The following is a 24,684-nucleotide window of genomic DNA, read 5'->3' as shown; positions in this document are numbered from 1 at the left end:
GAGAAACTGATACAGAAGCTGCATTAGTCGACGCCAAAATGGTCTTGGACATGTATTGATTCCGGTCCTAGCGTGGGACGGGTGGTAGCAACGACGATTACGCAGACGGACACCCTGACCGGCCAGATGATCATCGCGGGCCAGCCCGTGTCGGGCACCGGCGACGAGATCCGCGGCTACGACCCCGCAGCCGGCGTCGACCTCGAACCCGCGTACCGGTACGGCGACGACTCCCACGTCGACGCGGCGTGCGCGGCCGCTGCGGAGGCGTTCGGCGCCTACCGCGCGACCACCGCCGAGCAGCGCGCCGTGTTCCTCGAGACCGTCGCCGACAACATCGAAGCCGTGAGGGAGACGCTGGTCCCCAGGGCGGTCGCCGAATCGGGGCTGCCGCAGGCCCGCATCGCGGGAGAGGTCGGCCGCACCACGGGTCAGCTTCGCCTGTTCGCGGCGGTCCTGCGCGAGGGCAGCTGGAACGGCGCCCGCATCGATCCCGCCCAGCCCGACCGCACCCCAGCGCCGCGGGCGGACATCCGCCAGCGCGAAATCCCGCTGGGCCCGGTCGCCGTCTTCGGTGCGAGCAACTTCCCACTGGCGTTCTCCGTCGCCGGCGGTGACACCGCGTCCGCGCTCGCCGCGGGCTGCCCCGTCGTCGTGAAGGGGCACGACGCCCATCCCGGCACCTCCGAACTGGTGGCCCGCGCGATCGCCGCGGCCGTCTCCGCCTGCGGCCTGCCTGCGGGCACGTTCTCGCTGTTGTTCGGCAGCGGCCCCGGACTCGGCACCGCGCTCGTCACCGATCCGCACATCAAGGCGGTCGGCTTCACCGGATCACGTTCCGGCGGAACGGCACTCGTCGCCGCGGCTGCCGCCCGGCCCGAGCCCATCCCGGTGTACGCCGAGATGAGCTCCATCAACCCGGTCTTCCTGTTCGACGGAGCGCTGTCCACTCGGGCCGCCGACCTGGGCCGCGCGTTCGTGGCGTCGCTGACCATGGGGTCGGGGCAGTTCTGCACCAACCCCGGCCTGGTCATCGCCGTCGACGGACCCGGCCTCGACGAGTTCCTCGCCGCTGCGCGCGACGCGCTGGTAGACGCCCCCGCGACGCCGATGCTGACGCGGGGTATCGCGCAGAGCTACGCGAAGGGTGTCGACGCGCTCGCCGCCGAGGCCGACCTGGTGGTGCGCGGCAGTGCCGACGGCCCCGAAGCGTCCTGCCGGGCCGCGCTCTTCAGCACCGACGCCGCGAGCTTCCGCGCCTCCGGCGTACAGCAGGCCGAGGTGTTCGGATCCTCCAGCCTGGTGATCCGTTGCGCGGACTACGCCGACATGGCTTCCGTGGCAGCAGCTCTCGAGGGTCAGCTGACTGCGACGCTGCAGGCCGACGAGATCGACCACCCCGCTGCTGCTGCGCTGCTCCCGGTGCTCGAGACCAAAGCCGGCCGCATCCTGTTCAACGGCTGGCCGACCGGTGTCGAGGTCGGGTACGCGATGGTCCACGGCGGACCGTACCCGGCCACCTCGGACTCGCGCACCACCTCGGTCGGGGCGCGCGCCATCGAGCGCTTCCTGCGGCCGGTGGCCTACCAGGACGTGCCGAATGCATTGCTGCCCAGCGCCGTCGCCGATGGCAACCCCGACGGGCTGTGGCGCCGCGTCGACGGTCAACTCACCCGTAACTGATTCCACCCACCGAGCAAGGAGATTCACCGACATGGCGTTCAGTGCCTTCGACGGCGTTCTGTTCTTCCCCGTCACCCCGTTCACCGAGGCGGGCGAGGTCGACCTGGCCAAGCTGGCCGAGCACGTCGCCAAGGGCGTCGACGCGGGTCCCGGCGGCGTGTTCATCGCCTGTGGCACAGGCGAATTCCACGCTCTCGAGGTCGGTGAGTTCGAAGAGGTCGTGCGCGTGGCGGTCGAGGTGACGGCGGGCCGTGTCCCCGTATACGCCGGGGCGGGTGGCTCCGTTGCCCAGGCCAAGGCGTTCGCCAGGGCGGCTGAGCGCAACGCCGCCGACGGTCTGCTGCTGCTGCCGCCGTATCTCGTGACGATGCCGCAGGAGGGGCTGATCGCCTACACCCGCGAGGTCGCGGCGGCCACCGACCTGCCGCTGATCGTCTACAACCGCGGAAACGCCCGGTACACGGAGGCTTCCGCCGTCGAGGTGGCGCAGCTGCCGACGGTCGTCGGGTTCAAGGACGGAACCGGCGACGTCGACCGGGTGGCTCGCATCGTGCGTGCCGTCACCGACGCGCTCGAGCCGTCCGGCAAGCCCTTCCAGTTCTTCAACGGACTGCCCACCGCCGAGGTGTCGCAGCAGGCCTACCGCGCCATCGGCGTCACGCTGTACTCGTCGGCGACGTTCGCGTTCGCCCCCGAACTCGCGCTCGCCTTCTACGGCGCCATCGAACGGGACGACGAGGCGCTGACGGCCGCGCTGCTCCGCGAGTTCTTCCACCCGCTGGTGCGCCTGCGCGACACCGTGCCCGGCTACGCCGTGTCGCTCGTCAAGGCGGGCGTGACCATGGAGGGCGTCGAGGCCGGACCCGTTCGCGCACCGCTGATCATGCCGACGCCCGAGGCGCTGGCCGAACTCGAGCGGATCATCGCCGCGGGTCGTGCGGTGATCGCCGACGAACTCGCCGCCGTGCGATGAGAGCTCCGATCCGGATCACCGGCGCACGCATCACACCCGTCGCGTTCGCCGATCCGCCGCTGCTCAACACGGTCGGTGTGCACCAGCCGTTCGCGCTGCGGGCGATCATCCAGCTCGACACCGACGCGGGTCTGGTGGGCCTCGGCGAAACCTATGCCGACACCCGCCACCTGGCGCGACTGACCGCGGCCGCGGCTGCCATCACCGGGCTGGACGTGTTCGCGCTCAACGCGATTCGCGTCGCCATCGCGGACAGGCTGAAGGGTGACGACGCGGCCGTCGGCACCGCGGGCATGATCACCACCGCCAGCGCCGTCGATCAGGTGTTCTCGCCGTTCGAGGTGGCCTGCCTCGACGTACAGGGCCACGTTGTCGGCCGGCCGGTCTCGGACCTGCTGGGCGGCAAGGTCCGTGACGCCGTCCCGTTCAGCGCCTACCTGTTCTACAAGTGGGCCGCGCATCCCGGTCGCGAACCCGACTCCTGGGGCGCCGCCCTGGATCCGGCCGGCCTGGTCGCGCAGGCCGAGCGCATGATCGACGAATACGGTTTCACCGCAATCAAACTCAAAGGCGGTGTGTTCCCTCCCGACGAGGAGATGAAGGCGATCGAGGCGCTGCACGAGGCGTTCCCCGAGCACCCGCTTCGCCTGGACCCCAACGCCGCCTGGACACCGCAGACGTCGGTCAAGGTCGCCGCCGGGCTGGCGGGCATCCTGCAGTACCTCGAGGACCCGACGCCGGGGATAGAGGGGATGGCCGAGGTCGCCGCGCAGGCGCCGATGCCGTTGGCCACCAACATGTGCGTGGTCGCGTTCGACCAGCTGGCCCCCGCGGTGGCGAACGACGCCGTGCGCGTGGTGCTTTCGGACCACCACTACTGGGGCGGGCTGCAGCGCTCGCGGTTGCTCGCAGGCATCTGCGACACGTTCGGACTCGGTCTGTCCATGCACTCGAATTCGCACCTCGGCATCAGCCTGGCGGCCATGGTGCACCTCGCGGGCGCGACGCCGAATCTCACCTACGCCTGCGACACCCACTGGCCGTGGAAGACCGAGGATGTCGTCAAGCCGGGTGTGCTCGCGATCCGCGACGGCTCCGTCGCCGTGCCGACGACGCCCGGCCTCGGGATCGAGATCGACGACGACGCCCTGGACGCCCTGCACGAGCAGTACGTCCGGTGCGGCCTGCGCGACCGCGACGACACCGGGTACATGGCGAGCATCGATCCCGACTTCGAGGCGATCAGCCCCCGCTGGTGACACTCGCGTAAATCCTTCGCCGCTCGACATGCGAACGCGTTGGATCTGAACGATCGTTGAACGATGTCCGTACCGGCGCAGACCACCCCGAAGAAGCGGGTTCACCCCGTCGACGAGGTGCTGCCGATCCCCAAGTTGGCCACCTACGGCTTCCAGCACGTCGTGGCGTTCTACGCCGGCGCGGTGCTGGTGCCGATCATCATCGCGGGTGCGGTGGGGTTGTCCGATGCGGAGCTGGTCAAGCTGATCACGGCGGACCTGTTCACCTGCGGCATCGCCTCGATTCTTCAGGCCGTCGGCGTGTGGAAGATCGGCGTGCGCCTGCCGCTGCTGCAGGGCGTGACGTTCGCTGGGGTCTCACCGATCATCGCGATCGGCCTGGCCAACGGCGGCGGCTCGGCCAGCATGCTCTACGTCTACGGCGCGGTGATCGTCGCCGGCGTGTTCACGTTCCTGATCGCCCCGATCTTCATCAAGCTGCTCAAGTACTTCCCGCCGGTCGTCACCGGCACGCTGATCACGATCATCGGCCTGTGTCTGGTTCCCGTCGGCGCCATGGACGCGGTGACGAATCCGGCCACCCACGAGAAGGATCCGACGAACATCCGCTGGTTCCTGTACGCCCTGGGGACCATCGTGATCATCGTCGCGATCCAGCGCCTCTTCCGCGGGTTCCTGGCCACCATCGCCGTGCTGCTCGGCCTGGTGATCGGGTGCGCTGTCGCATACGTGTTGGGCGACATGAACTTCGACAGGGTCGGCGAGGCGTCGGCGTTCGGGTTCACGCAGCCCTTCCTGTTCGGCATGCCCAAATTCGACTTCGTGGCCTGTCTGACGATGATCATCGTGCTGCTGATCACGGCCGTGGAGTCGACGGGTTCCACGATCGCCACCGGTGAGATCGTGGGTAAGCGGGTCAAACCGTCCGATATCGGCAACGTGCTGCGCGCCGACGGCGTGGCGACCACGATCGGTGGCATCTTCAACTCGTTTCCGTACACCGCGTTCTCGGAGAACGTCGGCCTGGTGCGTCTCACCGGCGTGAAGAGTCGGTGGGTCGTGGCCGCCGCCGGCGTGATCATGATCCTGCTGGGCTTCCTGCCGAAGGTCGCGGCGATCGTCGCCTCGATCCCCAACCCCGTGCTCGGCGGTGCGGCGCTGACGCTGTTCGCGACGGTCGCCGTCGTCGGCATTCAGACGCTCGGCAAGGTGGACTTCACCGACCACCGCAATCTGATCATCGTCACCACCAGTCTGGCTCTGGCGCTGTGGGTGACGTCCTACCCGGACATCGCGAAGGCCATGCCGACGGGACTCGACCTGATCTTCGGCAGTGGCATCAGCATCGGCGCCGTCAGCGCGATCCTGCTCAACATCGTGTTCTTCCACACCGGCGGTCTGGGTGCCCGCGTCGCCGGCGGCGGATCGATCACCCTCGACGAGGTCAACGCGATGACCAAGGAGCGCTTCACCGAGGTGTTCGGACACGTCGTGCAGGACGTGCCGTGGGCCGTCGAGCGGGCCTTCGAGCAGCGGCCGTACGCCGACACGATGGCGATGCGCGAGGCGTTCCAGGACGCCGTGCTGACGGGCTCGACCGAGCAGCAGGAGGAGTTGCTCAACGCCTTTCACGACCTCGGCGCCGAGGATGAGACGGGGCACGCGCTGGCCGTCGATCACGTCGCGCTGTCCAACCTCGACGAGGACGACCACAACGACGTCGTCCAACTCGCCGCGGCCTACCGCGAGCACTTCGGTTTCCCGCTGATCATCTGCGCCCGTGAGACCGAGCACTTCGACCGCGTGCTGAAGAACGGCTGGTCCCGGATGGACAACTCGTCGGCCGCCGAGAAGGCGTTCGCCCTGATCGAGGTCGCCAAGATCGCGAACTACCGCTTCACCGATCTGGTCGCCGATGCCAATCCCATTGCTGCGGCGAGGTTCTCGCGGCTCAACGAATTGCAGTAGATGCCGGCTGCAGCCTTGGGATTGGACGGTTTCAACGACCTGTCGGAGCGCCAGCAGATGCACCTCCTGTTCGGGGTGTGCAGCTCGACCATCTGGGCCCGACGGGTGCTCGCCGGTGCGCCGTTCGCGTCGGTCGACGCACTGCTGGACCGCGCCGATCGCGCGCTCGCCGAACTCCCGGACGGCGAGATCGACGCCGCCCTCGACGGTCACCCGCGCATCGGAGCCAAGGCGGACAACGCGTCGTCGGCCCGCGAGCAGGCCAAGGTGACGTCGGCGGGGGACGACGTGAAGGCGGCGCTGGCGGCGCGCAACCTCGAGTACGACGCGAAGTTCGGCTACGTCTACCTGGTCTGCGCCAGCGGCCGGTCGGCCGAGGAACTGCTCGCCATCCTGGAGGACCGGCTGCACAACGATCCCGAGACGGAGCGCAGGGTGATGCGCAGCGAACTCGGGAAGATCAATCGGCTGCGTTTGGAACGGCTGCTGAGCGAGCCCGAGGCATGAGTCGACAACCCCGAGTGGCCGGTTATCGCACGCTTTCCGCCGTTTCGCGTGCAGCAAGTGGCCGCTCGGCATCAGGATCGGGTTCATGACACACCTGAGCACCCACGTCCTAGACGCCGTCAGCGGGAAGCCCGCCGTCGGAGTAGGCGCTGTTCTCACCGACGCCAACGGCGACGTACTGGCGTTCGGGACCACCGATGACGACGGTCGCGTGGCGTCGCTGGCCGACGGTCTGGCGCCAGGGGTCTACCGGTTGACCTTCGACACGGCGGCGTACTTCGCCGACGTCCCGACGTTCTATCCGGAGGTCACCATCACCTTCGAGGTGGTCGACGGCGCGACTAAATACCATGTGCCGCTGTTGCTATCGCCCTACGCGTATTCCACCTATCGAGGGAGTTGACGGTGTCCGAGATCATCCTGGGGGGAAACCAGTACGGCAAGGCGGAGAACCGGGTCGTCCGGATCTACCGTGACACGCCCCGGCACGAGATCCACGACATCAACGTGTCCACCTGCCTGCGTGGTGATTTCACGGCGGCCCATCTGGAGGGTGACCAGTCCGATGTGCTGCCCACCGACACACAGAAGCAGACGGCGTACGCCTACGCCAAGGAGAAGGGTCTGCTCTCCATCGAGGACTACGGGTTGGCACTCGCCAGACACTTCGTCGGTGACGTGGGCCCGGTGGTGGGCGCGCGAGTGGAGATCGACGAATACGCCTGGGAGCGTGCGGTTGTCGACGGCGCCGGACACGACCACACCTTCATCCGCAAGGGCCAGGAGGTGCGAACGGCGGCGATCACGGTCGACGACGTCGGCGAGTACGTCGTCGGCGGCCTGAAGGAACTGGTGATCCTCAAGTCGACCGGTTCGGAGTTCGCCGACTTCCTCGAGGACCCGTACACGATCCTCGAGCCGACGCACGACCGGGTGATGGCCACCTCGCTCACGGCGCAATGGCGGTTCACCACAACCGATGTCGATTGGGAAGCCGTATACGCGGGAGTCAAGACCCAACTGGTGAAGCAGTTCGCGGTCGTCCAGTCACTGGCCCTGCAGCAGACGCTGTACCACATGGGTAGGGCCGTCCTCGAGACGTTCCCGGAGATCACCGAGGTGCGGCTGGCCGCACCCAACAAGCACCACTTCGTCTACGACCTGACGCCCTTCGGGCTGGAGAATCCGAACGAGGTCTTCAACGCCGACGACCGTCCGTACGGCTTCATCCAGGCCACCGTGCTGCGCGACGACAGCCCGCCCGCGGGTGCGGCGTGGGATTCGTATCAGGGCTGGCTGGCGTGAGCTACGCACTCACGCGGCGGCCACGGACGTAGACGTCCGCGACCGACTCGTCGCGCATGCCGGTCAGCAGCGTGAAGAGCAGACTCTCGGTGTCCTCGGCGTCGATGCGGGCCAACATCTCCGGAAGCAGCCGCTGCCGCTCGGGATCGACGACGACGAAATCGGCTTCCCTGCCCACGTCGAGGTTGCCGATGCGATCGGCCAGCGCCAGCGCACGCGCCCCCGCGAGCGTGGCCGTGTAGAGCAGTTCGGCGCCGACCAGGCTCGTGGCGGCGTGAGCGGCTTCGGACATGTGCACCTTGAAGCAGTCGTTGAGCACCCTCGGCAGCAGCCATTCGTCGCCTGCCGACACGTCGGTGCCGAGGGCGACGTTCACGCCACTGGATGTCGTGCGGCGCCACGGCATCGTGCCGGAGCCGAGGAACAACTGCGACGTGGGGCAGTGCGCGATCGACGTCCCCGTCTCGGCCATCCGCGCGAGTTCGGCGTCGGTGCAGTGCACCGCGTGCGCCAACACGCTGTGGGAGCCGAGCAGCGTCTTGCCCGCCGGACTCGACCCCGGACCGAACCGGCCGTCGTAGGCGTCGAGGTAGTCGTCCACGCCGTACATCGAACGGACGGCGGCGATCTCGGCGGTGTTCTCGGATAGGTGGGTGTGGAAGTACACCCCTGCTCCACGCAACCCGTCGTACAGTTCACCGAGTGCCATCAGGGTGTCCGGGGTCACCGACAGCGCGAATCGCGGCACCACCGCGGCGTGCAGCAGCGCGGTTCTCGGATCACCGGTGTCGGCGGCGTGCCACCGGGTGATCTCGGCCGTGGTGAGCTCGATGGCCGTCTGCTCGTCGGTCAGCAGCGCGCCGGCGGACTCCGGCCCCACGGTCTGAATACCGCGCCCGGAGATCGTCCGAAGCCCGGTGCGCATCGACTCCTCGAACAGCGCGTCCTGCGCGTCGGGGAAGGCCGAGCCGAAGACGAGTGCCGTCGTCGTTCCGACGCTGATCCGCTTGGCGCAGAAATCGCGGGCCGCCGCCCGCGCGAAGTCGGGTTCGGCGAGCGCGGCCTCGGCGGGGAAGATGCAGCGCTCCAACCAGTTCAGCAGCTGACCACCGCCGAAGGCGTTCGTGCAGTAGGTCTGTGGGAAGTGGATGTGGGTGTCGATGAACCCCGGCAGCAGGAAACCGGGCCGCACGTCGACGACCTCGGCTCCGGTGGGCAGGGTGAGGAATTCGCCGCTGTAGGTGATCAGTCCGGCGTCGTCGACGATGATCGCGCCGTCCGGGATGCTGACCAGATGATCGGGCGCCTCGGCCAGCGACGGCGCACCCGTGATGTGGATCAGGTGCCCGCGATACGCCTTCATCGACCGATTCTCACAGCTTCGGCAGTGCTCCGCACTCCGGCAGAACCTGCGCGCTCGCGCGGCGGCGTCTAGGGTCGAACGATGGATCTCAACACCGTGGAGGAGGTCAGCGCGCCCACCAGTCGGGCCGAACTCTGGCCGCTCGGCGACGGCGATGCGATCCTCGCCGGCGGCACGTGGCTGTTCTCGGAGCCGCAATCGGACATCCGCCGACTGGTGGACGTCACCGCGCTCGGGTGGACCCCGGTGACGCTGGGGGACAACGGAATCGAGTTCGCCGCGACGTGCTCGATCGCCGAGGTGGCCCGGCTGTCGGAGACGCTGCTCGACAGCCACCCCGATTGGGCCGCGGCCCCGCTGCTGCGGCAGTGCTGCACAGCGTTGCTCGCATCGCAAAAGATCTGGAGCACCGCGACGATCGGCGGGAACATCTGTCTCGCGTTCCCCGCGGGGTCGATGATCTCGCTGGCGAGCGCGCTCGACGGTGCGGTGACCATATGGCGAGCCGACGGCGACGTCGACCGGATTCCGATAGCACAGTTCGTCACCGGATCGGCGCAGACCGTGCTATCCACGGGTGACGTGGTGCGCTCGGTTCACCTGTCCGCCAGCGCGTTACGCGCGCGTACCGCGTTCCGCAAGATCGCACCGTCGCCGCTGGGCCGGTCCGCGGCGGTGCTCATCGCCCGCCGGGACGCCGAGGCCGACGGCGGCCGGTGCGTGCTGTCGGTGACCGCCGCGACCGTGCGGCCGTACGTCTTCGAGTTCCCGGGCGTGCCCGACGCCGACGCGATCGCCGCGGCGCACGCGACGATCCCGGACGACGCGTGGACCGAGGACGCCCACGGCGATCCGGATTGGCGCCGCGGGGTGACGCTGGTCCTCGCCAGGCAGGTGTGTGCGGAGCTGTCATGCACGTGACGGTCAACGGCGCGGACTGGGAATGCGAGCCGCGGCCGGGACAGTGTCTGCGCACGATGCTGCGCGAACACGGCCACTTCGAGGTCAAGAAGGGTTGTGACGCAGGCGATTGCGGGGCCTGCTCGGTGCTCGTCGACGGGGCCGCGGTGCACTCCTGCGTGTTTCCGGCGTTCCGTGCCGAAGGGCGTTCGGTCACCACCGTGGCGGGCCTGGGCTCGCCCGACGACCTGCACCCGATGCAGCGCCGCTTCGTCGAAGCCGGTGGCTTCCAGTGCGGTTTCTGCACGGCGGGCATGGTGACGACCGCGTCCACGTTCGACGGCGACGAGCTCGCCGATCTGCCGCAGCACCTGAAGGGCAACCTGTGCCGCTGCACCGGTTACCGGTCGATCGTCGACGCGCTGAACGGCCGGGTGAACACCGAGAAGTCCGACGCGTCGCAGGCCGGCCGGTCCGTCGGCGCCCTGGCCGGTACCCGCATCGTCACCGGCACCGAGCAGTACACGATGGACACGGCGCCGCCGGGCCTGCTGCACATGGCGGTGCTGGCGAGTCCGCTGCCGCACGCCAGGATCGTGTCGATCGACACGTCCGCCGCGGAGGCGCTGCCCGGCGTGCACCTGGTGCTGACCCACGTCGACAGCCCCGACGTGCTGTTCTCGACGGCGCGTCACGAACACCGTGAGGACGACCCCGACGACACCAGGATGCTGGATGCGACGGTCCGGTTCGTCGGTCAGCGGGTCGCGGCGGTGGTCGCCGACAGCGTCGGAATCGCCGAACACGCCTGCCGGGCGATCGCGGTCCAGTACGACGAGTTGCCCGCGGTGTTCGACCCGGAACTCGCATGGGCACCGGAAGCGCCGCTGCTGCACGCCGACAAGGGTGCGAAGCAGCGCATCGCGGACGCCGCCCGCAACGTCGTTGCCGAACTGCACGGTGGGGTCGGTGACGTCGCGAAAGGGGTGGCGGAGGCGGCCGCGGTGATTCGGGGGCGCTGGAACACCCAACGCGTTCAGCATGCGCACCTCGAGACCCACGGCTGCATGGGTTGGCGGGATGAGCAGGGTCGCTTGGTGATTCGAACCAGCTCCCAGGTTCCGTTCCTGGTCCGCGACGAGCTGTGTCACGTGTTCGGGCTCGAGCGCGACGAGGTCAGGGTGTTCACCAAGCGGGTCGGCGGGGGATTCGGTGGCAAGCAGGAGATGCTCACCGAGGACCTCGTCACGTGCGCGGTGCTGCGGCTCGGCCGACCGGTGAGCTACGAGTTCACCCGCAGCGACGAGTTCACAATGGCGCCCTGCCGACATCCGTTCCGCGTCGACGTCACCGTCGCCGCCGGTGCCGACGGGGTGCTGACGGCACTGGCGGTCGACGTGCTGATGGACGCCGGAGCGTACGGAAACCACAGTCCGGGTGTGATGTTCCACGGGTGCGGCGAGTCGGTGGCGGTGTACCGCTGCGCCAACAAGCGCGTCGACGCCGCGGCCGTCTACACGAACAACCTGCCGTCGGGCGCGTTCCGCGGGTACGGGCTGGGGCAGATCATCTTCGCGGTGGAGTCCGCGATGGATCAGCTCGCGGACCGGCTCGGCATCGATCCCTACGAGTTCCGCAGGCGCAACGTGATCGTGCCCGGCGACCCGTTCGTCGACTCCCACGTGCTCGAGGACGACCTGGCCTTCGGCAGCTACGGCCTCGACCAGTGCCTGGACCTCGCCGAGGCGGCGATGACGACCGGCGACGCCCCGCCCGCCCCGGAGGGGGACGCGTGGCGGGTCGGCGACGGCATGGCCGTCGCGATGATCGCGACGATCCCGCCGCGCGGTCACTTCGCCGACGCCACGATCACCGTCGATGCCGCGGGGACGTACACGCTGTCGGTCGGTACGGCGGAGTTCGGCAACGGCACGACGACCGTGCACGCGCAACTCGTCGCGACCGAGCTCGCGACGACGGTGGACCGGGTCGTCGTGCGGCAGTCCGACACCGACGAGGCCGGACACGACACCGGGGCCTTCGGGTCTGCAGGCACCGTGGTGGCGGGACTGGCGGTGCAGGCGGCGTGTCGTGACCTGCGCGCGCAGCTGGTGGCGGCCGCGTCGGTCGACGGTGCCGACTGCGAGGTGACCCCACACGGCGTCCGCTGCGGCGACACCCTCATCGAATTCGGTGACCTACCAACGGCATTGCGCGGTATCGGCAGGCACGACGGTACCCCCCGATCGGTGGCGTTCAACGTGCAGGCCTTCCGAGTCGCCGTCGACACCGACACCGGCGAGGTGCGCATCCTGAAGTCGGTGCACGCCGCCGACGCGGGCGTGGTGATGAATCCCGAGCAGTGCCGCGGGCAGGTGGAAGGCGGTGTGGGCCAGGCGATCGGCACCGCGCTGTTCGAGGAGATCAGGGTCGACGACCGCGGTGCGGTGACGACGCGCGCGCTGCGCGAGTACCACATCCCGCAGGTGGCCGACCTGCCCGTGACCGAGGTGTACTTCGCCGACACCTACGACGAACTCGGCCCGCTCGGCGCGAAGTCGATGAGCGAATCGCCGTACAACCCCGTCGCTCCAGCGCTGGCGAACGCCATCGCGCGGGCCTGCGGGGCGCGGGTCCGGGAGTTGCCGATGACGCCCGCGCGAGTGTGGTGCACCCTTAGACTCATACCCCAGCACGGAGTCAACGACGCTCCGTAATGCAGGAACAGCATTGGAGTGTTCGCCGTGTTCTCTCTGGCCAGGCTGTCCTGCTTCATCGCGGTGGCGGAGGAGCTGCACTTCGGCCGTGCCGCCGAACGCCTGCACATGACGCAGCCGCCGCTGAGCAGGCAGATTCAACAGCTCGAGTCGGAACTCGGTGTGCAGCTGATCGATCGCACCACCCGGTCGGTCACGCTGACGCCGGCCGGCGTGGCGTTCCTTCCGGACGCCCGGCGCATCCTGCAACTCGCCGAAGGTGCGGCGTTGACGGTCAAGCGGGTGCCCGCGGGTGACCTCGGCACGGTCGTGGTCGGCTTCACCGCCGCGTCGGCACACGCGGTGTTGCCGCGGCTGCTGGAGCGCACCCGCGAGCAACTACCGGATGTCAAACTCGAACTGCGGGAGATGGTTTCGGCGGCACAGCTGGAGGGTCTGGCGAGCGGTGACATCGACCTCGGGATGGCGCGGCCGCCGCTGAAGCGACCGGGCATCGTGTCGCGGCCGCTGCTGCACGAGCAGTTGGTCGCCGCGCTTCCCGCCGCGCACCCGCTCGCCGGGATCGAGCGGCAGCTGACGCTCAACGACCTCGACGGTCAGGACGTCATCATGTACTCGCCGGTGGAGGCGCGCTACTTCAACGAACTGCTCATCAGCACGTTCACGATCGCCGGCGCGACGCCCCACTACGTTCAGTTCGTGACGCAGGTGCACACCATGCTGGTGCTGGTGCGCTCCGGGATCGGCATCGCGCTGGTGCCCGCGTCGGCCACGACGTTGCATCCGGAGGGGGTGACGTTCCGTTCGATCGCCGCATTCCGGGAGCGTCCGGTCGAACTCGACGCCGCCTGGCGCAGCGACAGCACGAACCCCGCGCTGCTGCGACTGCTTCGCGACGTGCTGCCGCAGCGCGAATGGACCACCGACGATCTGGTGGACGAGTTCGTCGACGGCTAGAACTCGCGAGCCGTCAGACCCGGACGCCCGGTTCTACGACCGGCGTGACGAGTCGACCCGTGGCGAGGAACTCGTCGAGGTTGCGCAGTGTGAGCGCCTCCATCTCGGCTCGGGTTTCGACGGTGCCGCTGCCCACGTGCGGCAGCAGCACGACGTTATCGAGCTCGAAAAGCGCTGCGGGTACGTAGGGTTCGTCTGCGAACACGTCGAGCCCGGCGCCGGCCAGCCGGCCGTGCACCAGCGCGTCGACGAGTGCGGGCTCGTCGACGACGCTGCCGCGCGCGATGTTGATCAGGTAGCCGCGCGGGCCGAGCGCCTCGATGACGTCCGCGTCGACCAGTTGACGGGTCCCACTGCCGCCTGCCGCGGCGACCACCAGCACGTCCACGTCACGCGCCAGGTCGACCGGCGAGCCGACGTAGCGGTAGGGCGAGTCGGCGACTTCACGTCGGTTGTGGTAGCTGATGGTGCACCCGAAGGCGTTGAGCCGCTTGGCGATTGCCCCGCCGATCCGACCTAGGCCGATGACGCCGACGCTGGAGTTGCTCATCTGCCGGGTCAGCGGGAAATTGCCCTCGGCCGGCCAGCGACCCGCCCGCACGAAGCGGTCGGCGGCGGAGAACCGGCGCATCACGTCGATCATCAGGCCGACCGCGGTGTCGGCCACGCAGTCGGTGAGCACGTCCGGGGTGTTGCTCACGCCGATACCGTGTGCGCTCGCGGCATCGACGTCCGTGGTGTCGTAACCGACGCCGAAGTTGATCACCGCGCCCAGGTTCGGCAAAGCCGCCATCAGGTCGGCGTCGACGCCGGTGCGGCCCGAGGTGACTACCGCGGTGACGCGGGCGGCGCCGTCGGTGAGGAACCGGGCGCGATCGGTCGCATCCTCGGGCAGCACGGCCGCGCCGTACTCCGTGCGCAGCGTCTCGGCCAGCGACGGCTTCAGGGGGCCGACCTGCAGAACCGTGGACTCGGACGGGGTTACGGGATGCGCGTGCACCACTACACGGTAGGAAGACCTGCGGATACCTGTCCAACACGGAAATAGCATCAATTAGTGCAGAAGCCGTATCACTGGAGTTTCGGCGCGCCGGGACCGGTATCAAACTGCGCGATGCAGCGCTGAAGTGCCAGCTCAGACATGATTTTCCGGCACCCATCGGGGCTGCGCGGAAGGCCGGAAAAGCCGTGAAATCGCCGATTGAGCCGGGTTGACGGTCTTCTCCGGCCACTCCTACCGTGTGTCTACCGTCACAGATTGCATCCACATACGTGGACGTCACATCCGACATCTGGAGGAACACATGGCCGCAAAGCGCGCCAAGACCGCGAGCATCGCGGCGCTCGCCGCGTGCGTGTCGCTGGTGGCAGGCGGCTGCACGGTCGCCAACTCGGGCCGCGGCGGGTACGACCCCGGCACGCTTCGGATCGTCATCTCCCAGGAACCGCCGACGCTGGAGCCCTGCGAGAGCTCGCTCACCTCGACCGGCATCGTCGTCCGCTCCAACATCACCGAACCGCTCATCGAGCGCGATCCCTCCTCCGGCGACCTGACCCCGCTGCTGTCCACCGCGTGGCGGCAGGACTCCCCGAATCGGTGGACGTTCGACCTCCGTGACGGCGTGACGTTCTCCAACGGCGCGCCGTTCACCGCCGAAGACGCCAAGTTCGCCATCGACCGCGCCGTGAACTCGGACCTGCAGTGCAACGTCGACGGCTACGTGTTCGGGGACGAGAAGCTCGGGCTCGAGACTCCCGACGACAGGACACTCGTCGTCACCACCGCGAAGCCGGATCCGATTCTGCCGCTGCGGATCTCGTTTGTGGAGATCGTGCCGCGCACGACGAGCACGACCGAGAAGGTGCGCGAGCCCATCGGCACCGGGCCGTACGCCATCGACAACTGGGAGTACGGCCAGAAGCTGGTGCTCACCCGCAACGACCGCTACTGGGGTGAGGCGCCCTCCTTCGCCAAGGCCGAATACCAGTGGCGCAGTGAGGGAAGCGTGCGCGCCGCCATGATCACCAACGACGAGGCCGACATCGCGACCGGTCTGGGCCCCGAAGACGGCGCAGGCGATCTGGGTGTGCCGTTCGATAACAACGAGACGACCGCGCTGCGCATTCAGGCTACCGAGCCGCCGCTCGACGACATGCGCGTGCGGCAGGCGATCAACTACTCGATCAACCGCACCGGCATCGTCAAGGCGCTCTTCCGCGGTCTCGGCGAGCCGGCGTCGCAGCTGATCCCGACCGGGGTCGTCGGCTACAACCCCGACCTGCAGCCGTTCCCGCACGACACGGACAAGGCTAAGCAGCTGATCGCAGAGGCCAAGGCCGACGGCGTGCCAGTCGACAAGGAGATCCGCCTCATCGGCCGCACCGCACAGTTCCCGAAGATCGCCGAGACCATCGAGGTGATGCAGAGCGAGCTGGCCGAGATCGGCCTGAACGTCAAGATCGAGATGATGGACACCGCAGCCCAGCTGCAGTACCAGCTGCGGCCGTTCCCGGAGAACACCGGGCCGTACCTCGTCATGATCATGCACGGCAACCAGGCCGGTGACGCGGCGTTCTCACTGGATCAGTACATCCGCAGTACCGGACCTCAGAATGCCTACGGCACCCCAGCATTCGACAGGAAGATCGACGCCGCGGAGGCCCTCACCGGCCAGGCCCGCCAGGACGCACTCGCGAAGCTGTTCGCCGAGGAGCCCGAGGAGATCATGCAGCTGGCCTACCTGGCGCACATGCAGGGCATCCTCGGAAAATCGGAACGCGTCGGCTACACCCCCAATTCCGCGACCGGTGACGAGATGCGGTTGTCAGAGATGACAGTGATCCAGCCGCCCGGAGTCACTACGCCCCCCAACCCGTCCTGACCAGGGAGACAGCCCACATGCTCTCGTTCGTCCGACGCCGGATGTCCACCAGCGCACTGCCTTTGATCATCGTCCTGCTCGGAGTGTTCTTCCTGGCCAGGCTCACCGGTGACCCCACCAACCTGTACCTGCCCGAATCCGCGACACCGGCGCAGCGCGAGGCGTTCGCCGAAGCCAACGGGTTCAACGACTCCTTCCCCACGCAGCTGGTCGACTACTTCAAGGGTGTCATCCACCTCGATTTCGGCACCTCGTTGCGGACGGGTGAGTCGGCGTCCGACATGGCGTTGCGGGCGTTCCCCGCCACGCTTCAGTTGGCGCTCACCACAATGGTTCTCGCGATCATCGGCGCGATCGTCATCGGCTGCTGGGCCGCGTACCGGCCGAACTCACTGGCCGACCGGTTCTCCAGCCTGCTGTCGATGACCGCCGCCAGCATCCCCGACTTCTGGTTCGCCATCACCGGTGTCTGGCTGTTCTCGGTGCTGATGGGCTGGCTCCCGACCTCCGGCACGGACGCGGGCATCCTGTCGTGGATCCTGCCGATCGCGACGCTGATGATCCGCCCGCTCGGCGTGCTCACCCAGGTGGTGCGCGGCGCCATGGTGTCGGCGCTGTCGGCGCCGTACGTCCGGCTGGCGCGCAGCAAGGGTGCCAGCGACCTCCGCGTCGTCACCCACCACGCCCTGCGCAACGCGGCCGCCCCCGCGCTGACCGTCGCGGGCGACCTGGCCGTCGGGCTCATCAACGGCGCGGTGGTCGTCGAGGCCATCTTCGGCTGGCCCGGCATCGGCAAGCTGATGATCGACGCGATCCTGCAGCGCGACTTCGCCGTGCTGCAGGCGGCCGTGCTTCTCACCGCGGTGAGCATCTTCATCCTCAACATCCTCATCGACGCCGGCTACGCGTTACTCGACGCCCGCGTCCGGGAACCGGCGAAGGTTTAAGGGAGACAACACGATGAGCACTCAACTCGACCTGGTCCCGGTCAAGCCCACGACGGCGATCGTCGGCGAGGACGGCAAGCGCACGTCCGGCCGCAAGGTGTGGCTGCGCATGCTGCTCAACGATCGCGTCGCCGCCTGCGCCGCGATCGTGCTGGCGCTGGTCTTCCTGACCGCCCTCGTCGGCCCGTGGCTGATGGGCGATCTCGCGACGAAGATCGACCTCGACAACTCCAACCAGGCGCCGTTCACGCTGGCGCACGGCTGGGCCAACATCCTCGGCACCGACCCGCTGGGCCGCAGCATGCTGGCCCGTCTCGTGGTCGCCTGCCAGACGACCCTGTCGGTCGCGATCCCCGCCGTCGTGATCTCGGCCGTCGTCGGCTCGATCATCGGCATGTGGGCCGGCTACTACCGCGGGTGGCGCGAGACGCTGGCGATGCGGATCGCCGACGTCATCATGAGCTTCCCGTCGCTACTGCTCGCGGTCGTCGTGCTGTACGTGTTCTCGCCGAGTGCGGCCAACATCGTGCTGGTGCTGGCGATCACCCGCATCCCGGTGTACCTGCGGACGGCGCGGGCGGAGTCGGCCGAGCTGTCGAGCCGCGTGTTCGTGGACGCTGCAAGGACGTTCGGCGCCAGCGGGACGTCGATCATCACCCGGCACGTGGTACCGATCGTGCTCCCGACGCTGCTGACGGTCGCCACCCTGGACTTCTGCTACGTCATGCTGGCGGAGAGCTCGCTGAGCTTCCTCGGCATCGGCATCCAGCCGCCCGACGTCAGCTGGGGCCTGATGGTCGCGCAGGGCCGCACCTACCTGCACACGGCGTGGTGGCTGTCGTTCTTCCCCGGCCTGGCCATCGTCATCACGACGGTCGCCTCGACCATCCTCGCCGCATGGGCCCGCATAGCCACCGATCCCGCGCAGCGCTGGCGCCTCACCATCCCGCAGAAGCGGTTGTCCCGCTTCGCCAAGACCACCACGCGTCTCGCCTGACAGCCCCGGAGAAAGGCACGCCATGACCGCAGTTGCAGAACACCCGCCCGCCGCCGAGCACGCCGACGCCGATCCGGCGCTGCGGGTCGAAGGCCTCACCGTCGACATCCGCACCGTGTCCGGCACGGTGCGCGCCGTCGACAACGTGACCTTCGCCGCGCACCGCGGCGAAACCCTGGCACTGCTCGGGGAATCGGGGTGCGGCAAGTCGATGACCGCCACCGCCCTCGTCGGCCTGCTCGAACCGGTCGCCGAAGTGACGTCGGGCACCGCCGAACTGGCAGGCAAGAACGGAACCGCCGACATCCTCGCCGCCAACCGGAAGACGCGCCGCGAGATGGCGGGCACCGAGCTGGCGATCGTCTTCCAGGACGCGCTCACCGCGCTCAATCCGCTCTACACCGTCGGCACTCAGCTGGCCGAGCCGTTCCGCATCCACCACGGGATGAAGGCCAAGGACGCGAAGCGCAAGGCCACCGAACTCATGACCCGCGTGGGCATTCCGCAGCCCGAGGAGCGGCTGAACTCGTATCCGCACCAGTTCTCCGGTGGCATGCGTCAGCGGCTGCTGATCGCCATGGCCGTCGCGCTGAACCCGCGGGTGCTGATCGCCGACGAGCCGACGACCGCGCTCGACGTCACGGTGCAGGCGCAGATCATGGCACTGCTGAAGAGCCTGCGCACCGAGTTTGACATGGCCGTCGTGCTGATCACCCACGACCTGGCACTGGTCGCCGAGGAAGCCGACCGCGTCGCGGTGATGTACGCGGGCACCGTCGTCGAAACCGGGTCCGTCGCCGAGGTTTTCGGCAACCCGAAGCATCCGTACACCAAGGGCCTGCTGAACTCGGTGCCCGTCAACGCCGAGCGCGGCGCGCACCTCAAGTCGATCGGCGGTTCGCCACCGGACCTGCACTCGATCCCCGAGGGCTGTGTGTACCAGGCGCGCTGCCCGCTCGCCGGCGACGTCTGCCGGACGGACCGGCCCGAACTCCAATCCGTCGGCGCCCGACGCGCGTCGGCGTGCCACTTCCCGGAAGAGGTCTCGAATGTCTGACAAGGACGATCAGCTGCTCACCGTCCGTGACCTGACGAAGTCGTTCCGCGTGCCCGGCGGCCGTGGGGGCAAGGCGAAGCTGTGCGCGCTGGACGGGATCGACCTCGACCTCGCCCGCGGCGAAACCCTCGGTCTGGTCGGCGAATCGGGGTGCGGCAAGTCGACGCTGGCCCGCACGCTGATGATGCTCGAGCGGCCCGATGCGGGAACGGTGACGTTCGACGGGATCGACCCGTTCGGACTGCGCGGCAAGGACCTGCTGAAGTTCCGCAGGCGGGTGCAGATGGTGTTCCAGGATCCCTACGCGTCGCTCAACGCCCGGATGACGGCGGCCGACCTCATCGCCGAGCCGTGGCGAACCCACAAGGGCCTGGTCAAGAACCGGGCCGACCGCGACATGCGGGTGCGCGGGTTGCTCGACCTCGTCGGGCTCGGCGCCAAGGCCGCGGACAAGTACTCGCAGGAGTTCTCGGGAGGCCAGCGACAGCGCATCGGCATCGCCCGCGCGCTGGCGCTCGATCCCGACGTGATCATCTGCGATGAGCCGGTCTCCGCGCTCGACCTGTCGGTGCAGGCGCAGGTGCTGAACCTGCTCAACGATCTGCAGCAGGAACTGAAGATCTCCTACGTGTTCATCTCGCACGACCTGTCGGTGGTGCGTCACGTGGCCGACCGGGTGTCGGTGATGTACCTGGGCCGGATCATCGAATCCGGCTCCACAGAAGCGGTGTTCGACTCGCCGCAGCATCCGTACACCGCCGCGCTCATGTCCGCGGCGCCCAAGCTGGACGCCGCGCAGCGCGGAGATCGCATCCTGCTCAAGGGTGAGGTGCCGTCACCGCTCAACCCGCCGTCGGGCTGCCGGTTCCGCACCAGATGCTGGAAGGCGACCGACATCTGCGCCACGGAGCGGCCCGCGGCCGCCGAGGCTCCGGGAGGTCATGTCGCCGAGTGCCACCATCCGCTGGGGGAGCCCGCGTTGTCGCGGAGCGCATGAGCCCGCTCGGCTACGCGGTCATCGCCACCGCCGTTCTGATCGCGTCCTGCCTGCAGGCGTCGATCGGCTTCGGCATGGGGATGCTCGCCGCGCCGGTGGTCGCGCTCGTCGACCCGAGCCTCATCCCCGGCACGCTGATCATGCTGGCAGCCGTCGTCACGTTGGCCGTCACCGTGCGTGAGCGCGAGGACATCGACATGTCGGGCACGGGGTGGGCGCTGCTCGGACGGGTGCCGGGCACGATCGCGGGAGGACTGCTGCTGACGGTGATCCCCGAACGGACCCTGGCGCTGCTGATCGCGGCGGTCGTACTCGTCGGCGTCACGGTGACCAGCCTCGGCTGGGTCCCGGTGCCGCGGCCCCGCAACCTGATGCTGGCCGGCGCGACATCGGGTGTGCTCGGCACGGCGACGTCGATCGGCGGACCGCCGATGGCGCTGGTGTGGCAACGCAGTTCGGGCGCCCGGCTGCGCGGCACCATGAGCGGGTTCTTCCTCGTCGGGTCGCTGATGTCGATCGGCGTCCTCGCCGCGACCGGTGCCGTGCACGCCGACACGTTCCGGATGTGCGCGCTTCTCCTCCCCGCCATCGTCGGCGGCTACGTGCTGTCCCGGTTCGTCAACGGATGGCTCAATCCCTCGCGGCAGCGCTGGACGGCGATCGGCATGTCCGTCGCCGGCGCGTCCGCACTGATCGCACACGAGGCAGGCCTGCTGTGACCAACCCGGAATCCGACGCCGTCGCCGGCCGTAAGGTGAAATCGGCCGTCCGCACCGTCGAACTGCTGGAGTACCTGGCCGCCAGGCAGGACCGGCCCGCGCGCATCCGCGAGATCAGCGCCGCGCTGGACATGCCCCGCAGCAGCGCGCACGCCCTGCTGCGCACGCTGATGTCGCAGGGCTGGGTGCGGGCTGACGACTCGGGCACGTTGTACGGCATCGGAATTCGTGCCCTGCTGGTCGGCACCAGCTACCTGGACAGCGATCCGTACCTGCCGATGATCACGCCATTCCTGGACGACCTGCGCCGCGAGTTCGACGAGACCTTCCACGTCGGCAGGCTGGACGGGCCGGACGTCGTGTACCTCGCGACGCGGGAGTCGCGGCAGTATCAGCGCACCACCAGTCGGGTCGGACGCAGGTTGCCCGCGCACGCCACCGCGCTGGGCAAGGCGCTGCTGTCCGACCGCTTCGGTCCCGACCGTGACCGCCACCTGTACGACGTGCTGCCGACGCTCACCCCGCACACGATCACCGACCGCGCCGAACTCGACGAGGCGCTCGAGACGGCGCGCATCCGCGGCTACGCCGTCGACGACGAGGAGAACACCCTCGGCGTGCGCTGCTTCGCGGTCGCACTGCATTACGCGCGGCCCGCGCAGGACGCGATCAGCGTGTCGATCCCAGTCGCCCGCCTGACCGGGACCCGCGAGCGAGAGCTGGTCGAGGCGCTGTGCACGGTGGGGGACAAGGTGACCCGCGTGCTGCGGCCCGTGGCGAACGGCGACAAGTGGTTCGCCCAGTGACAACCCATTGCGGTTTGCGTGTGGAAGCCCGCGCTCAGAGCGGGTTCGGACACGCAAGCCACCGGAAGGAAGGCTGACCTCATGACTCATCGCACCCCCGTCGTCACGGAGATGAGGGTCGTCCCGGTCGCGGGCCACGACAGCATGCTGCTGAACCTCAGCGGTGCGCACGGGCCGTTCTTCACGCGAAACCTGGTGATCCTCAAGGACTCCGACGGCCGAACCGGTGTCGGGGAGGTACCCGGCGGTGGCGCGATCCAGCGCACGCTCGAGGACGCGCGGTCACTCGTCGAAGGCAGGCCGGTGGGCGAGTACCACGCGGTCCTCGGCGACATCCGCCGCACGTTCGCCGACCGCGATTCCGGTGGCCGCGGTGCTCAGACCTTCGATCTTCGGATCACGGTGCACGCCGTGACCGCCGTCGAGTCCGCACTGCTCGACCTGCTGGGGCAGCACCTCGACGTGCCGGTCGCGGCACTGCTCGGCGACGGCCAGCAGCGGACGCGGGTGCAGGCGCTGGGCTACCCGTTCTTCGTCGGCGACCGCACCAAGACCGATCTCGCCTACCGGTCACCCGCCGACGAGGATCCCGACGCCGACGAGTGGTTCCGGGTCCGGCACGACGAGGCGCTGAGTCCCGAGCGCGTCGTCAGGCTCGCCGAGGCGGCCCGCGAGCGGTACGGCTTCCGCGACTTCAAGCTCAAGGGCGGCGTACTGCCCGCCGCCGACGAGGCCAAGGCCGTGATCGCGCTCAAGGATCGCTTCCCCGAGGCGCGAATCACGTTGGACCCCAACGGCGGTTGGCTGCTCGCCGATGCGATCACGACCTGTCGAGAACTCGCCGACGTCCTGGCCTACGCCGAGGATCCGGTCGGGCCGGAGGGCGGCTTCTCCGGCCGCGAGGTGATGGCGGAGTTCAAGCGCGCCACCGGTCTGCCGACCGCCACGAACATGATCGCCACCGACTGGCGTGAGATGGGCCACGCGATCCGCGCAGGCGCGGTGGACATCCCGCTGGCGGACCCGCACTTCTGGACGATGCACGGCTCCGTGCGGGTCGCCCAACTGTGCGACGCCTGGGGCCTGACCTGGGGGTCGCACTCCAACAACCACTTCGACGTCTCGCTGGCGATGTTCACCCACGTCGCCGCCGCCGCGCCCGGCGAGGTCACCGCGATCGACACCCACTGGATCTGGCAGGACGGTCAGCGCCTGACCACGCGGCCGTATCCGATCGTGGACGGGTACCTCGACGTCCCCCCCGCGCCGGGGCTGGGTGTCGAACTCGACGACGACGCCGTGGCCGCGGCCCACGAGCTGTACCTCAGCCGCGGACTGGGCGCTCGCGACGACGCGGTCGCCATGCAGTACCTGGTTCCCGGCTGGACCTTCGACAGCAAGCGCCCCGCGCTACAGCGGGGCTGACGCCGTGCGCATCGTCGTCGCCGACGCGAACCTGGTGCCGCATCGGGACCGGTTCGAGGCGGCCCTACCGGGTGACGCCGACATCCGCTGGTGCGTCGGCGCCGATCCGGACGTGCTGGCCGACGAGGTCCGCGACGCCGAGGTCTACGTTGGCGGGCGATTCACCGCCGAACTCGCGGCCGTCGCCGAGAAGCTGCGCCTGATTCACGTGGTCGGAGCGGGCACCGACCGCATCGCCTTCGCCGCGCTTCCCGATGGTGTGTTGGTGGCCAACACCTTTCACCACGAGCGGTCCATCGCGGAGTACGTCCTGGGTGCGGCGATCATGCTGACCCGCGGCTTCCTGGAACAGGACCGCGCGTTGCGCCGGAACGTGTGGGCGACGTCGGTGTACGACGAGGACATCGCCCAGCCGCGGACGACCGCGGGCAGCCGCATCGGGTTCGTCGGCTTCGGTCACATCGGCTCGCTGTCGTGGGATCTGTTGCGAGCCATCGGGTGCACGGGCGCGGCGGTGACCGGCTCGGGTCGCGTCGCCGCCGCCGCACACGGGCTGGCGTGGGCCGGCGACACCTCCCGGCTGAACGAACTGATGGGCGAGTCCGATCTCGTCGTCGTGTCCGCTCCGCTCAACGAGCACACCACGGGCATGATCGGCGCCGCACAGCTGCGCGCTCTGGGCCCACACGGCGCGCTGGTCAACGTCGGGCGCGGCCCGCTGGTCGATGAGCGCGCGCTGTACGAAGCGCTCCGCGACAACGTCATCCGCGCCGCCGCGATCGACGTCTGGTATCGCTACCCCGCGTCCCGCGGCGCTACCGCGGCACCGGGCGAGTTGCCGTTCGCGGACCTGCCGAACGTGCTGATGACACCTCACTCGTCCGGTGTCACCGCCGCGACGTTCGTCGGACGATCCGATGACATCGCCGCCAACATCGTTCGGTTGGCCCGTGGCGAGGCGTTGCTCAACACCGTTGCTCACAGCAACTAATTGACGCTTTCCCCGTGTATTAGCGGAAGTCGCCTGAGCCGTGCCGCTCGCCGTTGCCGAAAACTTGATCAGGCAAGCAAATTGCAGGTCAGTAGTGGTGACCACCCGTCGGCGTGAATTCGCCCGGTTGTTGCGTTTAGAAGAACCGTGTTTCGCTAAGCGCGTTGTATCGCGAAGGCGCTGCTCAACGTGCAAAAAAAGCCACCATAAGTTAGCCTATTTCCTGCAGCT

General features: G+C 68.7%; 21 protein-coding genes. 19 read left to right on the top strand and 2 right to left on the bottom strand.

Annotated features, from left to right (window positions below; all coding sequences use genetic code 11):
- Positions 1-126 precede the first annotated feature (126 nt).
- From NM203_RS26015 to pucL, 7 genes are all read left to right on the top strand, one after another.
- Entirely contained in the window at positions 127-1,683 is a 1,557-nt protein-coding gene (locus NM203_RS26015; RefSeq protein ID WP_255063600.1) for an aldehyde dehydrogenase (NADP(+)), read from the top strand.
- Positions 1,684-1,714: 31 nt separating this feature from the next.
- Positions 1,715-2,656: a 5-dehydro-4-deoxyglucarate dehydratase gene (locus NM203_RS26010; RefSeq protein WP_255063490.1), complete on the top strand. Its 942-nt coding sequence runs from the start codon at positions 1,715-1,717 to the stop codon at positions 2,654-2,656.
- Positions 2,653-3,915 carry a glucarate dehydratase family protein gene (locus NM203_RS26005; protein ID WP_255063489.1) on the top strand — a complete coding sequence of 421 codons (1,263 nt, stop codon included), beginning with the start codon at positions 2,653-2,655 and terminating at the stop codon, positions 3,913-3,915. The genes NM203_RS26010 and NM203_RS26005 overlap by 4 nt, the downstream gene beginning before the upstream one ends.
- 63 nt (positions 3,916-3,978) lie before the next feature.
- Positions 3,979-5,883 (top strand): PbuX/PucJ/PucK family nucleobase permease, encoded by a 1,905-nt coding sequence (locus NM203_RS26000; protein ID WP_255063488.1) that lies wholly within the window; start codon positions 3,979-3,981, stop codon positions 5,881-5,883.
- Complete coding sequence (uraD, locus tag NM203_RS25995; RefSeq protein WP_255063487.1) at positions 5,884-6,390, top strand: 2-oxo-4-hydroxy-4-carboxy-5-ureidoimidazoline decarboxylase; 507 nt, start codon at positions 5,884-5,886, stop codon at positions 6,388-6,390.
- An 85-nt stretch (positions 6,391-6,475) separates the two neighbouring features.
- Entirely contained in the window at positions 6,476-6,793 is a 318-nt protein-coding gene (gene uraH / locus NM203_RS25990; RefSeq protein WP_255063486.1) for a hydroxyisourate hydrolase, read from the top strand.
- Positions 6,794-6,795: 2 nt separating this feature from the next.
- Positions 6,796-7,695, top strand: a complete 900-nt coding sequence (pucL, locus tag NM203_RS25985; protein WP_255063485.1) for a factor-independent urate hydroxylase — start codon at positions 6,796-6,798, stop codon at positions 7,693-7,695.
- A gap of 1 nt (position 7,696) precedes the next feature.
- Here the strand turns inward: pucL and NM203_RS25980 are convergent, their stop codons facing one another.
- Complete coding sequence (locus tag NM203_RS25980) at positions 7,697-9,058, bottom strand: guanine deaminase (RefSeq protein ID WP_255063484.1); 1,362 nt, start codon at positions 9,056-9,058, stop codon at positions 7,697-7,699.
- Positions 9,059-9,139: 81 nt separating this feature from the next.
- Here NM203_RS25980 and NM203_RS25975 point away from each other — a divergent pair, with 81 nt between their 5' ends.
- Genes NM203_RS25975 through NM203_RS25965 form a run of 3 tightly spaced genes read left to right on the top strand, consistent with a single transcriptional unit; the run spans position 9,140 to position 13,632 of the window.
- Positions 9,140-9,979, top strand: coding sequence for an FAD binding domain-containing protein (locus NM203_RS25975; protein WP_255063483.1), 840 nt, complete (start codon positions 9,140-9,142; stop codon positions 9,977-9,979).
- Positions 9,970-12,675 (top strand): molybdopterin-dependent oxidoreductase, encoded by a 2,706-nt coding sequence (locus NM203_RS25970; RefSeq protein WP_255063482.1) that lies wholly within the window; start codon positions 9,970-9,972, stop codon positions 12,673-12,675. Before NM203_RS25975 ends, NM203_RS25970 begins: the two co-directional genes overlap by 10 nt.
- A gap of 27 nt (positions 12,676-12,702) precedes the next feature.
- A complete protein-coding gene (locus NM203_RS25965; protein ID WP_255063481.1) occupies positions 12,703-13,632 on the top strand; it encodes a LysR substrate-binding domain-containing protein in 930 nt (309 codons plus the stop codon).
- Positions 13,633-13,645: 13 nt separating this feature from the next.
- Here the strand turns inward: NM203_RS25965 and NM203_RS25960 are convergent, their stop codons facing one another.
- Complete coding sequence (locus NM203_RS25960; protein WP_255063480.1) at positions 13,646-14,632, bottom strand: 2-hydroxyacid dehydrogenase; 987 nt, start codon at positions 14,630-14,632, stop codon at positions 13,646-13,648.
- Positions 14,633-14,936: 304 nt separating this feature from the next.
- Between NM203_RS25960 and NM203_RS25955 the strand changes: the two genes are divergently transcribed.
- From NM203_RS25955 to NM203_RS25915, 9 genes are all read left to right on the top strand, one after another.
- Positions 14,937-16,514 carry an ABC transporter substrate-binding protein gene (locus tag NM203_RS25955; RefSeq protein ID WP_255063479.1) on the top strand — a complete coding sequence of 526 codons (1,578 nt, stop codon included), beginning with the start codon at positions 14,937-14,939 and terminating at the stop codon, positions 16,512-16,514.
- A 17-nt stretch (positions 16,515-16,531) separates the two neighbouring features.
- Positions 16,532-17,461: an ABC transporter permease gene (locus tag NM203_RS25950; RefSeq protein ID WP_255063478.1), complete on the top strand. Its 930-nt coding sequence runs from the start codon at positions 16,532-16,534 to the stop codon at positions 17,459-17,461.
- Between the two features lie 13 nt (positions 17,462-17,474).
- Positions 17,475-18,458 (top strand): ABC transporter permease, encoded by a 984-nt coding sequence (locus NM203_RS25945; protein ID WP_255063477.1) that lies wholly within the window; start codon positions 17,475-17,477, stop codon positions 18,456-18,458.
- 22 nt (positions 18,459-18,480) lie between these two features.
- On the top strand, positions 18,481-19,515 hold the full coding sequence (locus tag NM203_RS25940; RefSeq protein WP_255063476.1) for an ABC transporter ATP-binding protein: 1,035 nt from the start codon (positions 18,481-18,483) through the stop codon (positions 19,513-19,515).
- Positions 19,508-20,512, top strand: a complete 1,005-nt coding sequence (locus NM203_RS25935) for an ABC transporter ATP-binding protein (protein WP_255063475.1) — start codon at positions 19,508-19,510, stop codon at positions 20,510-20,512. The genes NM203_RS25940 and NM203_RS25935 overlap by 8 nt, the downstream gene beginning before the upstream one ends.
- Positions 20,509-21,231, top strand: a complete 723-nt coding sequence (locus tag NM203_RS25930) for a sulfite exporter TauE/SafE family protein (protein WP_255063474.1) — start codon at positions 20,509-20,511, stop codon at positions 21,229-21,231. The genes NM203_RS25935 and NM203_RS25930 overlap by 4 nt, the downstream gene beginning before the upstream one ends.
- Positions 21,228-22,037, top strand: coding sequence for an IclR family transcriptional regulator (locus NM203_RS25925; protein WP_255063473.1), 810 nt, complete (start codon positions 21,228-21,230; stop codon positions 22,035-22,037). Before NM203_RS25930 ends, NM203_RS25925 begins: the two co-directional genes overlap by 4 nt.
- An 81-nt stretch (positions 22,038-22,118) precedes the next feature.
- Positions 22,119-23,462: an enolase C-terminal domain-like protein gene (locus NM203_RS25920; protein ID WP_255063472.1), complete on the top strand. Its 1,344-nt coding sequence runs from the start codon at positions 22,119-22,121 to the stop codon at positions 23,460-23,462.
- Between the two features lie 4 nt (positions 23,463-23,466).
- Positions 23,467-24,453, top strand: a complete 987-nt coding sequence (locus tag NM203_RS25915; protein ID WP_255063471.1) for a 2-hydroxyacid dehydrogenase — start codon at positions 23,467-23,469, stop codon at positions 24,451-24,453.
- Positions 24,454-24,684 lie beyond the last annotated feature (231 nt).

The sequence above is a fragment of the Mycolicibacterium arenosum genome (assembly GCF_024320865.1).
GTDB lineage: Bacteria > Actinomycetota > Actinomycetes > Mycobacteriales > Mycobacteriaceae > Mycobacterium > Mycobacterium arenosum.
Note: the sequence above shows the minus strand (reverse complement) of the source record. Positions and strands in the feature narration are given on the sequence as shown.